The following is a 14,468-nucleotide window of genomic DNA, read 5'->3' as shown; positions in this document are numbered from 1 at the left end:
TGGCACTACCTGTCACTAGGTAGTCGTCGGTTGTTTTATCTGCCGTATAAATGTTTGGCAGAAGGTACAAATATGACATTGAGTTCGGGGTCCGGCATGTCCGGATCTAATGGGAACATAGGGCGGATGATATTCTTGTACGGAATGTTTTGGAAGTCCTGATCGACTCCTCCGCGGGTCAGTGCCATCACCCAGTCTGCCTTCATATTGTACCATTGATTTACCAGGTAGCCTTGCTTAACCATTACGATATCCATTTCACGAGGATCTATTCCCGTTCCTTCCAGGTTAGGTGTGGGGGAAGAAGTTCCTACAACGATATAAATACTTCCTGTTTTAATAATGGCTATGTTACTACGTCTTCTATATTGGGAATTGTCGGATGTCTGGTCCTGGACGGGACTAACATGCATGACTGTGCCTGATAACCAAACGGGAGGTTCATAAGAGTTGTCTGTCATGGCACCGACATAACCTTCTGCATGACCGCCCACACCGGCTTTTCGTGCAGCTTCGACCATCTCGTCTCCGGGAATGGAGCAATAAAGTAGTTTTTTACCGTCTGCCGACTGAAGTTCCGGACGTTTCAAGACCCGGGCCAGTGTCCATGTCACTTCACCCGATCCGCCACCTCCGGGATTATCCCCCATATCGCTGATAAAGAATGGTTTCTTATTACTGGCAATAGCGAGGTCAAGACATTTTTCGAGCGGATATCCGGGTGCTTCCAAAGTAAACTGGCGGCGAACATCCCAGAATTTTTGGGCAAGTTTCTTTGCGCCCGCTTCCACTTGTGCTTTATCATCGCCGTAAACCATTACTATTCCCTGATTGCGCCGGTCGTCTCCCCATACATAACCGATCCAGATACCGGCATCTATTACGCCCGGCATCGCTTCTACTTCGGGAACCATGGCATAGAGTGATTTAGCGGGTTCGGCACGTGTACTCGACCATTCCCCGGAAAGCAATACCGGGACGGCTACCCATGCCTTATATGCCGGACGTCCTTTGCCGGAAGCGAGGCGGTCGAGCAGGTTGACTACGCCGCGGCGATGTGATTCGCGGGAATCGTCGTGAGGTGCTTTGCGGTATGTTGTGATCAGGTCGGAGTTGAGGGCTACAAGCCAGGAGGCATTGCCATGAAGGTCCATCGTTGTTGTAATGAGGACATCGTTTCCGATAAGGCTGCGGACTTTTTCCATAAATTCGCCTTCCGGATCGGCTACTCCTTCCACGCTACAGGCTCCGTGATTGTAAAACCAAAAAGCATCGTAGGGCATGTTGGCTTTTATTATTTCAAGAGCTTCGTTGACAAAGGCGTCGTACGATTCGCGTGTAACAGGTCCGCGGCCACCGCCCCGGCCCATTAGGGAAGGGAGCCATGTAGCGGCTTGTCCCATGGCGGAGTCCGGACTCAGATAATCCGGTAAGGTAAGCGGTCTCCCGACTATCGGTTGCCTGTTGGGCATAAATACACTGTTCTCGATCTGTATACCGGCGATACCGATACGTGGTTTTTTCTGCTGTGCCGCGACATCATCGGCAAATGACAGGGCTAATAGGCAAAGACTCAGGAATAAGAAAACTTTCTTCATGGTTCGTTTAAATTTAATAGTATGACATAATATAAAATGCGGGAGAAATGTTTTTGTACAAAAACAAGGCTAAACATACTAAAAATATCTGAGAAACTATTTAATGTGAAGGGAAATTGTGACTAATATCCTGACTCACTGTTTTGTGTGTCAGGATACCGTGATCATTAGTCCGATGCCTTTTACAGTCTTGATACTGACCGCATCGTCCTGTGATAATAGTTTGCGGAGCTTCGTTACAAAGACATCCAGGCTACGGGAGGCAAAATAGTCATCTTCCGTATTCCAGAATTTATCGAGGATGATTTCCCGGCGGACAACCTCTTCCGGTTTGCGGAATAATAACTCCAATATGCCTGTTTCCCGTGGAGTCAGCAGTTGCTTGCTGCCGGAGCTATGACGCAGGGTGGCTTGTTCGGGCTCCAGTGTATATTCACCTATGGTCAATGTTCGTGTTTTGTCCTTTTCCGTAGTTCCCTGTTTCATGCGCAGCAAAGCCCGGACATGTGCGTCCAGTTCTTCCGGCAGGAAAGGCTTCTTGACATAGTTGTTCACCCCCAGTTCATATCCTTTTACCACATCTTTCGGAGAAACACGGGCTGAAGAGAAAAGGATCGGAATCTCTTCGTCTGTCTCCCGGATGCGGCGTACCATCTCATAGCCGTCCATAACGGGCATTTCGATGTCGGCTACGATAATGTCCGGTTTCATCTGCCGGTATGTTTCCAGACCTTCTTTCCCATTAGGAGCGATGGTCACTTCATAACCGCCGATCATGTCTTCCAGTCCGCCCTGAATGATATAACTCAGGTTGGCGTCGTCTTCTACTAATAACAATCTGATCATACTGTTGTCTCTTCTGTGGATATTGGTAATGAGAGAATGAACTCGCTGTATTTCCCTTCCTGGCTTTCGACGCTGACATAACCACCGTGCGAACGGGTGACGTTCATCACATAATTCAGTCCCAGGCCAAAGCCTGTGATACCGTCTGCCGTATTGTTCCGGTTGATCGAAGCCCGTTCAAACTTGTCGAATATATGATTCTGTGCGGAAAGTGAAATGCCGATTCCGTTATCTTTTACCTTGATTTGTGTGAATTGGTTATACAGGCAGGAGGTGATCTGTATATCGACCGAGTCCCCGGAATATTTGATCGCGTTATCTATCAGGTTGCTGACAGCCTCTTTCAGATATTCTTCATCTGCAAATATATCTTCTGCTTCTATATTTAATCGGAAGGTGACGGGTTTATTCGTCTTGGCTGTGAATAACTGTGTCAGTTCTTCCAGCATCGGGCGGATAGGGATATGGCTTTTTTCGAGTAACAATTGTCCATATTCCAGTTTGGAGATTGTCAGTACTTTGTTGGTCAAGGCGAGCAGGTGCTGCGCTTCTTCTTCCAGTATATCGAAGTATTTTTCTTTCTTTTCCGGTTTCATGTCGAGTTTTCCGCTTCGGAGGATACGGGCACCCATCAGGATTGAACTGAGAGGAGTCTTCATATCATGGATCATTGCATAGGAAAAGTCTTCCCGCATGTGTGCTATCTCGTCCTGCCGTTTGATGATATTGATTTGCTTCCGGATGCAAAGCAGCAGTATAGCCAATGCAATGGTTGTGCCGAAGAAAAAGTAAAGCAGCTTGCCGACCGAACCTGCCCGCGGATTGAGGATATGTGCCTGTACTCCCTGTGTGTCACTGATCGGATAAGTAAAAGTCCGTTGTTCGTTGAACAGGCGTTCGTAATCGGAGAAATACCGGATATCTTTCCGTAGCACTGTATTGGTAGCATTCAGGGGAACTGTGTCCATGCGAAAGATCAGTTTATCGAGATGCCGTTTGTCGAGTTCTTCCCGGAAAAGAGTGGGAAGAGCCTTTGTCCTATCCGCTTCATATTGTTCGGTTGTATGGCAGAAAGATTCGTGTATCTGTCGTATCAGTCGTTCTTTAGTCAGTGAATAACTGCGTCCTATCCATTGTCCCATCAGGAAGAGGACGATGAAAGTAGTGATTCCAGTTAATATAATGTAGAATGATTTTGTCATAATACTTTGCTTTCACTGCCAAAGATAGCTATTTCCGTTATTCTGTTGTCTTTCGTATTCTATCTTAACGTAAAGATAACGTTGGGATAACCTTCTGTCTCTTTCTTCCCCCGTATCTTTGCGATGTAGAAATGAAACAAACTTAATAACGGAACGATATGGAAACAAAAGAAAAGAATGTAGAAGAATATACTCATCCGCAGGGAGTAGAGGTTAAGGTAAGTGCTGCCCGGGTTAATCTAACTATGCTGGGTTTTATAGTTGTTTTTGTTGCTGCCGGAGTCATGTTGTTTAACTATGTTTGGGGAGAAGCGTCGAGTTATAGTGCCGGATATGAATTGGGAAGTATTGTCAGGCTTCGGGCTCTTAGCATCAAAGGGGCGATTATTATGTTTCTTTGTTGTTTGGTTTATACTCTGATTCAATATGGTTTGTTATATTGGTTTTCGGGAAAAGACCGGCAGGCGTTACGATGGAATACGGACTGGAAGTCGTGGGGATTTTTATTGAAGAAACCATTGCTTCTGAAATACTATCGTGTAGCATTGCTATCTCCGTTTATTCTGTTAGGGGTATTTCCAATGATACATGGCTTTTCGACAGGTAACAGCGCTGTTTATTTTACCGGTATCTTCTGTGTTGTCGCCAGTGCTGCCGATTGTTATTATTTCTGGAAACTTCGTTCTTTTGACAGTGACGATAAAATAGTAGATGGCGATGAGTCGCTGAGTGCGACAATTATAAAGGGTACTTATTGATAACATAAGCAAGTTTCAGACCAAAATCAGATAGACACACGAGTTTTTTTTATGGAGAGGGGGTATCAAAAGTCAGATATGCCCTCTTTGTGTTGTTATTGTATAATATACATATATGATACAGGAGTGAGTTATTGTTGATTCTTAAGAATAGCATATCGATGTAATATGTGAATTGATCAGGAAAAACCAATAATGAATTAGGTAAAAATATATTTTATAATAGAATAATATAATATGTGAAAATTAGTTTAAATAATTTGCTTTGTTTTTATAGATTAATAGGTGGTAATTTGGATAACAACTTAAAAATATGATAAAAACAACAGGTAAACATCTAGTAAATATTAAAAAATAGTTATATTTGCATCGAGAGATGTAGTAAAAGGAGATTTTGAGAAAGTGTATTTTGTTTTAATGTGAGTTTATTTTATTTATTATTAACCTTATTAACGTAGCTAGTATTAAATGAAAACCTATTACCGAGTACAGTTGGTTTTGGTTGCTTTGGCTCTGTCGTTTCCGGGAAGTATGATGGCAGAACAAGCTCCAAAAAGTGGTATCGAAACCGTAGCGCAGCAGAGCGGACGGATTACAGGTACAGTTGAAGATGAACTGGGCCCCGTTATCGGAGCAGCAGTTGAAGTTAAAGGAACCCATAACGGTGTAGTGACCGATTCTGATGGTCACTTTACGTTATCAGGAGTAAAAAACGGAGCTATTATCCGGATAAGTTTTTTGGGATATGTGACTCAGGAAATCCCTTATAAAGGACAGGCTACATTAAATGTAACTTTGGCTGAAGATTCCCAGGCATTAGGAGAAGTGGTTGTGACCGCTTTGGGAATTGCTAAAGATAGTAAAAAATTGGGTTACTCAGTAACCACGATCAAATCGGACGATTTGATCAAAACTGGTACTCCAAATTTTGCTACTGCGTTATATGGTAAAGCTTCCGGTGTACGAATTCAAAACACGCAAGGTGGTGCAGCCGGTGGTGTCTCTATTACTGTTCGCGGTTTATCTTCTATCAATGGAAATACACAGCCGCTTGTTATCTTAAACGGTGTACCTATCCGTAATGGTAATTCGGGTACAGGTAGCAGCAACAGCTCCGATTTCTCCAATATCGGATTGGGTAGTACACAGATGGGTAGTGTCCGTTCCAACGGTTTGACTGATATCAACCCTGAAGATATCGACCAGCTGACCATCCTTAAAGGTGCTGCTGCTACGGCTCTTTACGGTTCGGAAGCAGCCAACGGTGCTATCGTCATCACAAGTAAGAAAGCCAAAGGTACCGGTATTACTGTAGACGTTAATGCTACATTTCAGGCCAATATGGTTGCTTATGTTCCTGAGATACAGACTAAATATGGTCCTGGTACAGGTAATGGCGACTGGACGGCAGAAATGATTGCAAATGATGGTTTCAGAAAAGATGCGGCAACCGGCAAATTATATCCGGCTTATAGTGCTTATCAATGGGGACCGGCTTATGATGGCAGGGAAGTATTGTATATCGACGGATCAACCCGTGCTTACTCTCCGATTTCCTCAAATCCGTGGAAACAATTGTTCCGTACCGGCACTGACCAGACTTATAATATCGCTATCAATCAAGGCGGTGAAAATTCATCAAACCGTTTCTCTTATACAACACTGCTGGAAACTCCTAATGCCCTGACTGGTTCGTATAGCAAACATAATTTCAGTTTGATTGGTAATTTAAAATTCAATGATAAATTGTCTTTGGATTATACGGCCAACTATATTACTCAGCATGTTGTAAACCGTTCGCAGGCATCTATCGGTATGTATGGTGGTTTCAACAATATGTTTGGTGCATTCCTGGATATTCCTCTAATGAAACAAATGTACAAGACAAGCCTGGGTTATAAAAATAACGATAGAGGTTCCGGCCCGACACCTAATGAAGCTTTTCAGTATGGTTCTGATGGTTTTGTACATGGTGTACGCGAAATATTGTGGGATACCAACGAACATGAGAGCGATGAACTGGAACAACGTTTGATTGCCAGTGTAGCTCCAACCTGGAAGATTTTCCCGTTCCTGACAGCTAAGGGACGTCTTTCTACTGATTATACTTTCTCAAAAATGACAGATCAAAGTAACTCATCATTCCCTTCTGCAGCCAGTACAAATGAATCCAGCGGCAGCTATTCTACTTTGTCTAAATATTATCAGGTGACTTATGGCGACATCATGTTGATGTTTGACAAAAGTTTGGGTGAGAAGTTCAATTTGACGGCTAATGTGGGTTGGCAGGCACGTTCTGAGAAGATGAACAGTTTGTCGCTTGGAACAAACGGAGGTCTGATGATTGAAAATACATTCATGATCGGTAACTCTTATAAGACAATCAATGTTAGCAATGATAACGAACGCAAGATGGAACTGTTGAAAACAGCCTGGTTGGAAACAATCGGTCTCTCTTACGATGATTTTCTGTTCCTGGATTTGACGGGTCGTCAAGAAAAATCTTCTACACTGCCAAAACATAGCCGTAGTTATTTCTATCCTTCCGGAAGTGTAAGCTTCTTGTATACGGATGCTTTCAGAGATAATATGCCTTCCTGGTATGGTTATGGTAAGCTGCGCGTATCTTACGGTATTGTTGGTAATGCTCCAGAAGCGTATGCAGCTAATATGGCGTATACATTCGGTAGCGGTCCGGGTTGGAGCTACAACCAGGTACCGAATAATTTGGGTAACGAAAACCTGAAGCCTGAAAAGACAAAAGAGTTCGAAATCGGTATCGAAAACAAATTGTTCAATAATCGTGCAGGTTTCGAGGTTTCTTATTACAATAAGAAAATTACCGATATGTTGTTGAAAACGGCATTGGCTCCATCCAGTGGTAGTGAAACTATGTGGGTGAACTCAGGTGTCATGAGTAATAAAGGGGTTGAAATTTCTGCTTACGGTACACCGATCGAAACGAAAGACTTCAGCCTGGAGTTGAAAACTAACTTGGCTTTCAACAAGAATAAGATCGAATCTCTGGTTGAAGGCATCAATTTTGTTGAAACAGGCGATTTTGCCAGCAAAGTAGGTAAGAACTATTCTTATGTAGGGCGCCCGATGGGGGACTTCCTTGCAGCAGTCAATCAGGTAGTGGAAGAAGGTCCGTATAAAGGTCGCAAGATTGTTAATTCTGACGGTAATTATGTGATGTCACAAGACTATGAGTTTATTGGTAACGCTATGCCTAAAGTTGTCGGTGGTCTGGGAGTTACTTTGTCTTACAAACGTTTTGTATTGGATGTCATGACTGACTTCCGTTTTGGCGGCTACATCGCTAACGATTGCTATCGTTATACTATGGCTACCGGTGTGAACCCTGAGACAGAGAATCGTGAAGGGGAAGGATTCTTACCGTATACATATACAAACGGACTTACTGCTCAGACCGGTATCATCCTGGAAGGTGTTGTTTCTGACGGAAACGGAGGATGGAAGGAGAATGACAAAGTAATCGCTTACGAAGATTATATTAATTCAAAAAATGCCTGGGGAACTTCACCGGGAACCCCGAATGCCACTTATCAATTCTTTAAGAATAATTGGTGGAAACTTCGTGAAGTATCTTTGTCTTACAATTTCCCGAAAGATTTGGTCAAACATGCTGCGCTAAAGAACCTGACTTTGGCTGTATTCGGCCGTAACTTATTCTATTTTCATAAGTCTATACCTAACTTCGATCCTGAAACAAGTAATGGTACAGACTGGAAGAGTCAGCTGAGTATTGGAGGTTCTGCTTCTCCGACGCGTTCGGTGGGTGTTTCTCTGCGCGCAACTTTTTAATCACAACATAATTAATACGTGGAAAATATGAAAAAAATATTTCTATATTCAGCATTGCTGGCTGCAATGGTTGCATTCAATGGGTGTAGCGAAGATGATTTTGACAGCAAATATAAGGATCCGTCAAAGGTTTCTGAGGTAACATTGGATAAAATGATGTCCGGGTGTATGCTTAGAGCCAACGATTGGGCTTGTTCTACTTATGGACGTTATTTCGGCTATGACCCTCAGTTGATGGGTAAACTTGCCAACTCTTTGGGATTTACTTTAAGTGGTAGTGTTTATTATGATGATGAATACGAGGATTACGGACAGCCTTATAATAGTTACCCGTCGATGGTGACCGATTTCAGGAAAATGCAGGAAGTATATGATGCACTTCCTGATGAAGAAAAACCAAAAAATGAAGGATATCTGTTGGCTGCCGAAACGCATCTGTATGGTATGATGATTTTCATTTTAAGTGAATACAACGATATTCCTTTCAATGAAATTGGTCTGGTCGCTCTTAACGGTGATGTATCTTATGCCAATCCGCATTATGAAGATGGTCAGCAGTTATTTGAAATGATCCTGGATAGGCTGGGTGAAATCGATAAGACATTTGCTACGATAGAAAAACCTTCTGCTTTTGGCGGACAGGATTTTATCAACAAGGGGGATATGACGTTGTGGCGTCGTTATGCGAACTCTCTTCGTCTGCGTGCAGCTTTGCGTGTGTCTACACAAGGTCCTTTGGCTGCAAAGGGGCAGGCTATTTTGAAGGAGATTTTGGAAGGCGATTATCCGATTGTTGAAGATCTTGAACAGAATATCAAGATCGCACGCCAATCATCCGGTCCGTTGGATATCGAAGGTGGATCCGGTTTCGACTGGCATAATCTGCAGACAGGAAGTGCAGAGATGATCAACCGTATGCAAAAAGCCGGTGACGGTGGTGTATGGGTAGAAGGACAGGATGACCCTCGCTTACCGTTGATGTATTGTATGGCAACAGCTAATGGGGAACAACCGACTGATGTAGAAAGTGAAGTGGTAGTTGGTGATCCTCTTAAAACAGGTATCGCTCTTCCGAGTGTATTCCGCGGTGCTTCAGCTAATACAAGCTATGACACTTTCAACGACATGTTCTTCAATCGTTTGAATAGAGGGTATTATTCCCGTGTACGTAGAAATGGATTCTTCTGGGGAAACAAAAACTGGGATCATCAGATCGTTTCTTCTTTTGAAATTCAGTTTATAAAAGCAGAAGTTTATCAACGTGGCTGGGTAGCCGGGGATGCTAAAGCTGCTTTCAAAGAAGGCATCAGGCAGTCTATTAAGTTTTTGTTCAAATATCAGAATGGACGTTCCGTGACAGAAACGGATAATGGGGATAGCGACTATTTGAACGGGAAGCAGCAACGTTATGTGATTAATCCGGATCAATCTATTTACGATGATGCCTGGATCGATCAGTTTGCTGAAGCAAGATGGTCGACTCATATTAACGGAACTCCTTATACCGATGGTAATCTGGAAGCTATCCTGGAGCAGAAATGGGTGGCATTCGGTTATCTTTACTGTGGTGAACAGTGGTGTGATTTGCGCCGTACGGGATATCCGCGTATGTATTACGAGAAAGATCACGATGTAACTGCGATTGTTCCTTATCCTTGCAACCGTTTACGCTATATTGCTAATGAACGTAATTACAATGTTCACTTCCAGGATGAAGTCGGTACATACGACAACTATGCGGATGTATTGTTTTGGGCAAAAGCTGATTGGCATGATGGACCTACCTGGTAAGAATCTTTTTATCTGAAAAATAAAAGCCGGCTAAACTATATAGGGGTAACCGGCTTTTTGCAGTTTTTGGTATGCCATGATCTTTGATAATCGGATTACAAATAATACCTTTGTAACCAGATGCAAAAAGATAAATATATGGCTGATCAAAAAGTAGTGATTAGTAAGGACCTGAAAGCTGACTTACAGGAATTTCTTACTTCATTGGATTACGATAAATTGTTTGTTCTTACCGATACAAATACACAGGAAAAGTGTTATCCGTTGATACAAGATGTGCCGGCAATTAAAGATGCTCCGGTAATAACAGTCGATGCCGGTGATACGCACAAAGGGTTGGAAGCCTTGTCGAACATATGGATGCGTCTTTCTAATGAAGGTGCTTCCCGTAATTCGCTGTTGGTAAACCTGGGTGGCGGTATGGTGACGGATATGGGCGGTTTTGCAGGTGCAACTTTTAAACGCGGACTGAAGACTGTGAATATCCCTACGACACTCATGGCCTCGGTAGATGCCGCTGTAGGAGGAAAGACCGGTATCAATTTTAACGGATTAAAGAACGAAATAGGTTCTTTCTATCCTCCGGAATGTGTATTCATCGATTGTGAATTCCTGCGTACATTGGATCGGGATAACCTTTTATCCGGTTATGCGGAAATGATCAAACATGCACTGATCAGTTCGATGGATACTTATGCTACGGTCATGTTGTTCGATCTCGATCAAAAGATGGATTATACTTTCCTGAATAAGATGGTGGCACAATCGGTTGCCGTGAAGGAACGTATCGTGGCAGAAGACCCGAAAGAACACGGTATCCGTAAAGCTTTGAACTTTGGTCATACGATCGGCCATGCATATGAAAGCCTTTCTTTTAAAAAGAGCCGTCCGTTGCTGCATGGACATGCGGTGGCTGCCGGTATCGTGAGTGAGTTATATCTCTCGCATAAGCTCTGTGGTTTTCCGTCAGGTAACCTGAGCCAGGTCATTCAGTATATCAAAGAATATTATCCTCCTTTCGTCTTCGACTGCAAGGATTATGAAACATTGTACGAACTAATGACGCATGATAAGAAGAATGAGGGTGGTATTATCAACTTTACTCTTCTTTCTAAAATAGGTGAAGTTCAGATAAATCAGCAGGTGACAAAGAAAAAAATATTGGAGTCGTTAGATTTTTACCGCGAAAGTTTTGGCGTATAAAGGAAAAATCTTACCTTTGCAGCCGTAAAGAAAAACGGGGTGTAGCTCAGCCCGGTTAGAGTACGCGTCTGGGGGGCGTGTGGTCGGAAGTTCGAATCTTCTCACCCCGACATATAGCTGAGCAAGCGATAAAAAGAGATCTACAATTTACTTGTAGATCTCTTTTTTTATCTCCGGATTACTGTTTTTTGTATAAATTAGTGGCGTCAACGATTAAATTAGGTTACTAATATGAAGCATAAGAATCTTTTCAAATATCTTGTCAGTAGTGAAAAAGACTTGCTTTGGGGATTGATTGTCGATAATGTGGGACATGCGGAGATACCCCCAAATTATGAGGTTTATCCGCCTAAAGTGGGCCATCCTGTCGATTATGATTTTAATCCGCAAAATGGGCGTATACTTGATAACTATCAGCTCGTTTATATATCGAAAGGTAGTGGCACTTATTTTAAGTCTAAAGACGAAAGTCTTTCGATAAGTGCAGGTGATATGTTGATAATACCGCCTTATACATGGCATAGTTATTTTCCGGATAAAAAGAATGGATGGGAGGAATATTGGATTGGAATGCGTGGACCTCATTTGGATGCAAGGTTTAAAAATGGATTTTTCAGTGCAGAGAGATTGGTCTATAATGTCGGTCTGCAAGAAGAGATCATATCATTATATAATCAGGCTATCGAATTAGCTCTTTTGGAACAGTCGACTTATCAACAATTGTTGGCAGGGATCGGTAATCTTATTTTAGGAATGGCTCTCTATTATGACAATAACCAACATTTTGCCAACGATACAATGATCAAATACATCGATCAGGCCCGTGTTATTATGAGAGAGAACTACCTGACTAATATGTCACCTCAGGAAGTTGCGCAGCAAATTAATATGGGTTACTCCTGGTTCCGGAAAAAATTCAAAGAATATACGAATGTCTCTCCGGCTCACTTTATGCTGGAACTCAAATTGAATAAAGCGAAAGGTCTGTTACTGAATACCCCTTTAAGTGTCAAAGAAATATCCTATACGATAGGATACGAAGATGCAGCCTATTTCACAGCCCTTTTTAAAAAATATACCGGATTTACGCCTTTGGCTTATAGGGAGCAGTTTTCTTCGAATGAGATGCAGAAATCATGAAATATCATACCTTTCCACACTCTTCTGTCAACGTCAATCCGATACCTCTGATTGTTTTGATGGATACCAGTGGATCATCTTCCAACAGTTTTCTTAGTTTGGCGATGAAAACATCCAATGTGCGGGAGGCAAAATAGTCATCTTCTGTATTCCAGAAACGGCTGAGGATCGCTTCACGTTTTACTGTCTCGTTTTTATTATCAGCCAGGAGTTGTAATATCTGAGCTTCACGTACGGTCAGAACTTTCTTGGTGTTTGTATTGTCATTACGAAGAGATGCGTGTTCCGCATCCAGTGTGTAGGAACCTATTTTATAGTATCCGCTCTCGTTCCTTGTTTTTGCACCATCTTTCATTTTTAGTAATCCGTGGATATGGGCATCTAATTCATCCGGGACAAAAGGCTTTTTGATATAATTGTTTACACCGATTTTGTAACCTTCCCTGACATCTTTAGGGGAAGTAAGGGCAGATGCGAATACGATCGGAGTATCGCCATCTGTTTCCCGGATACGTTCCACCATCTGGAAACCATTCATGACAGGCATATCGATATCGGAAATAATAATATCCGGATGATGTTGTTGCCATGCCAGCAAACCTTCTGCTCCATTTCCGGCGGTAATGACTTCGTAACCGCCGATAATCTCCTGTAATCCGCTTTGTATGATATAAGACAGAGTCGGGTCATCTTCTACTAGAAGTAATTTTATCATGATATTGTTGTTATTCGTGGAATGTATAATGTAAATTCGCTGAATTCTCCTTCTATACTGTTTGCAATCACTTTCCCTTCATGGGCTTCCATCACCTGATATACATAATTCAATCCCAGACCGAATCCGGTCGCTCCCCCGGTGTGAATCCGTTGGGTTGCGGCTGCCCGTTCAAACTTGTTGAATATTGTTTTCATATCTTCTACCGAAATACCGATGCCGTTGTCGCGAATTTTGATAAGTGTGTATTTCTCTGTCTCTAGTGAACTGATATGTATATCGACTGATTTATTCGAATATTTGATTGCGTTGTCTATCAGATTACTGATTGCTTCTTTCAAAAATTCTTCATCGGCATATACCGTGTCTGTTTGCAGGTCGGTTGTGAAATGCACGGTTTTATCTGTTTTAGCCGTGAATTTTTCTTGCAGATCCTCTATCATAGGCTGTAGATCAATGATCGCTTTGGCGAGTTCCAGTTTGTGATTCTCCAGTTTGGAAAGTGTCAGAACCTTATTGGTAAGCATTAACAAATGATCGGTTTCGTTTTCGATGATAGAGAAGTATTTTTCTTTTATATCAGGTTTGTTATCCAATCTTCCGCTATGCAGAAAATTCGTACACATGATAATCGAACTGAGGGGCGTTTTCATGTCGTGAATCATGGCGTATGAGAAATCTTCTCTTACCCGGGCTATTTTGTTTTGTTTGTTGATGATTTTTATCTGATAAATAATACAGTAAACGACAAAGATCATGATCAGGCCGGTCGCAACAAGCAATAACCCCATCTGACGGAAAATAGCCCAGTAGGGATTGGTTAAGACAGCTTGCAGCCCTAACTTATTGTTTGACTTGATAATCGTTATATCTGTTTGTAATGTTTGAGAGTTGGGAGGTATTTGGTAATCAGGAACAGAGCTGTTTAAAACAATCCCCGCGGAATCGACCAGATTGCAGGTCGTTTGCGTATGGATATTGGCCTGTTCCAGTAGGCCCTGATAAATAGAGTCCAGTTTATTTAATGAGACAGGAGAATGAAAGAGTGTGTCCAGTGTCTCTTGCAGAAATAGATGGACTTGGGATGTCATTGATTCACTGTCTTCTATATTGTCTCCTTCCAGATCCAGATGAAAATTTTTCTCGATCAATACATCGTTCCCGTCATTATCAGTACAGTCATCCATTCTCGTTTGTAATTCTGTCGTAATGGCGTTTTTGAACAACTCATTGCTCTTTTTGATAGTTTCGTTCTTAACGGTCGAGTAGGTCGTGAATAACCAGATACCCTGTAAAGTTAAAATGGCAAGTAATCCGCACAGAGTTAGTGCTTTTATCGGTTTATTATTCATATTCCATTATCCCTTTTCTCCGTTAACCTAACGTT

10 protein-coding genes and 1 tRNA gene are annotated in these 14,468 nt (G+C 42.3%); 6 read left to right on the top strand and 5 right to left on the bottom strand.

Annotated features, from left to right (window positions below; genetic code table 11):
• Positions 1-35: 35 nt before the first annotated feature.
• From DWW23_RS02555 to DWW23_RS02545, 3 genes are all read right to left on the bottom strand, one after another.
• Positions 36-1,598, bottom strand: a complete 1,563-nt coding sequence (locus DWW23_RS02555) for a M81 family metallopeptidase (RefSeq protein WP_122351731.1) — start codon at positions 1,596-1,598, stop codon at positions 36-38.
• Positions 1,599-1,748: 150 nt separating this feature from the next.
• Positions 1,749-2,444 (bottom strand): response regulator transcription factor, encoded by a 696-nt coding sequence (locus DWW23_RS02550; RefSeq protein ID WP_122351730.1) that lies wholly within the window; start codon positions 2,442-2,444, stop codon positions 1,749-1,751.
• Complete coding sequence (locus DWW23_RS02545; protein WP_122351729.1) at positions 2,441-3,646, bottom strand: sensor histidine kinase KdpD; 1,206 nt, start codon at positions 3,644-3,646, stop codon at positions 2,441-2,443. The genes DWW23_RS02550 and DWW23_RS02545 overlap by 4 nt, the downstream gene beginning before the upstream one ends.
• Before the next feature lie 158 nt (positions 3,647-3,804).
• On the opposite strand from DWW23_RS02545, the gene DWW23_RS02540 reads away from it, so the two are divergent.
• From DWW23_RS02540 to DWW23_RS02515, 6 genes are all read left to right on the top strand, one after another.
• The gene (locus DWW23_RS02540) at positions 3,805-4,404 is read left to right on the top strand and encodes a metalloprotease family protein (RefSeq protein WP_122351728.1); all 600 of its coding nucleotides are present in this window, start codon (positions 3,805-3,807) and stop codon (positions 4,402-4,404) included.
• A 468-nt stretch (positions 4,405-4,872) separates the two neighbouring features.
• Positions 4,873-8,232, top strand: coding sequence for a SusC/RagA family TonB-linked outer membrane protein (locus DWW23_RS02535; RefSeq protein WP_122351727.1), 3,360 nt, complete (start codon positions 4,873-4,875; stop codon positions 8,230-8,232).
• A 27-nt stretch (positions 8,233-8,259) separates the two neighbouring features.
• Positions 8,260-10,023, top strand: coding sequence for a SusD/RagB family nutrient-binding outer membrane lipoprotein (locus DWW23_RS02530; protein ID WP_122351726.1), 1,764 nt, complete (start codon positions 8,260-8,262; stop codon positions 10,021-10,023).
• 138 nt (positions 10,024-10,161) lie between these two features.
• Positions 10,162-11,226, top strand: coding sequence for a 3-dehydroquinate synthase (gene aroB / locus DWW23_RS02525; protein WP_122352006.1), 1,065 nt, complete (start codon positions 10,162-10,164; stop codon positions 11,224-11,226).
• A gap of 35 nt (positions 11,227-11,261) precedes the next feature.
• Positions 11,262-11,336, top strand: a tRNA-Pro gene (locus DWW23_RS02520).
• Positions 11,337-11,457: 121 nt separating this feature from the next.
• A complete protein-coding gene (locus DWW23_RS02515; protein WP_122351725.1) occupies positions 11,458-12,366 on the top strand; it encodes an AraC family transcriptional regulator in 909 nt (302 codons plus the stop codon).
• Positions 12,367-12,370: 4 nt separating this feature from the next.
• Here the strand turns inward: DWW23_RS02515 and DWW23_RS02510 are convergent, their stop codons facing one another.
• Together DWW23_RS02510 and DWW23_RS02505 are read right to left on the bottom strand one after the other, a co-directional pair.
• Entirely contained in the window at positions 12,371-13,081 is a 711-nt protein-coding gene (locus DWW23_RS02510) for a response regulator transcription factor (protein ID WP_122351724.1), read from the bottom strand.
• A complete protein-coding gene (locus DWW23_RS02505; RefSeq protein WP_122351723.1) occupies positions 13,078-14,433 on the bottom strand; it encodes a sensor histidine kinase KdpD in 1,356 nt (451 codons plus the stop codon). Before DWW23_RS02505 ends, DWW23_RS02510 begins: the two co-directional genes overlap by 4 nt.
• Positions 14,434-14,468 lie beyond the last annotated feature (35 nt).

This window comes from Parabacteroides sp. AF14-59, assembly GCF_003479515.1.
GTDB classification, from domain to species: Bacteria; Bacteroidota; Bacteroidia; order Bacteroidales; family Tannerellaceae; genus Parabacteroides; species Parabacteroides faecis.
The sequence above is the reverse complement of the archived record's forward strand: the minus strand, read 5'-3'. Positions and strand labels throughout refer to the sequence as shown.

What these genes read in the sequence shown, in the direction of transcription:
- DWW23_RS02555 (WP_122351731.1), bottom strand. Translation starts at nt 1,598, where the DNA reads ATGAAGAAAGTTTTCTTATTCCTGAGTCTTTGCCTATTAGCCCTGTCA.
- DWW23_RS02550 (WP_122351730.1), bottom strand. Translation starts at nt 2,444, where the DNA reads ATGATCAGATTGTTATTAGTAGAAGACGACGCCAACCTGAGTTATATC.
- DWW23_RS02545 (WP_122351729.1), bottom strand. Translation starts at nt 3,646, where the DNA reads ATGACAAAATCATTCTACATTATATTAACTGGAATCACTACTTTCATC.
- DWW23_RS02540 (WP_122351728.1), top strand. Translation starts at nt 3,805, where the DNA reads ATGGAAACAAAAGAAAAGAATGTAGAAGAATATACTCATCCGCAGGGA.
- DWW23_RS02535 (WP_122351727.1), top strand. Translation starts at nt 4,873, where the DNA reads ATGAAAACCTATTACCGAGTACAGTTGGTTTTGGTTGCTTTGGCTCTG.
- DWW23_RS02530 (WP_122351726.1), top strand. Translation starts at nt 8,260, where the DNA reads ATGAAAAAAATATTTCTATATTCAGCATTGCTGGCTGCAATGGTTGCA.
- aroB (WP_122352006.1), top strand. Translation starts at nt 10,162, where the DNA reads ATGGCTGATCAAAAAGTAGTGATTAGTAAGGACCTGAAAGCTGACTTA.
- DWW23_RS02515 (WP_122351725.1), top strand. Translation starts at nt 11,458, where the DNA reads ATGAAGCATAAGAATCTTTTCAAATATCTTGTCAGTAGTGAAAAAGAC.
- DWW23_RS02510 (WP_122351724.1), bottom strand. Translation starts at nt 13,081, where the DNA reads ATGATAAAATTACTTCTAGTAGAAGATGACCCGACTCTGTCTTATATC.
- DWW23_RS02505 (WP_122351723.1), bottom strand. Translation starts at nt 14,433, where the DNA reads ATGAATAATAAACCGATAAAAGCACTAACTCTGTGCGGATTACTTGCC.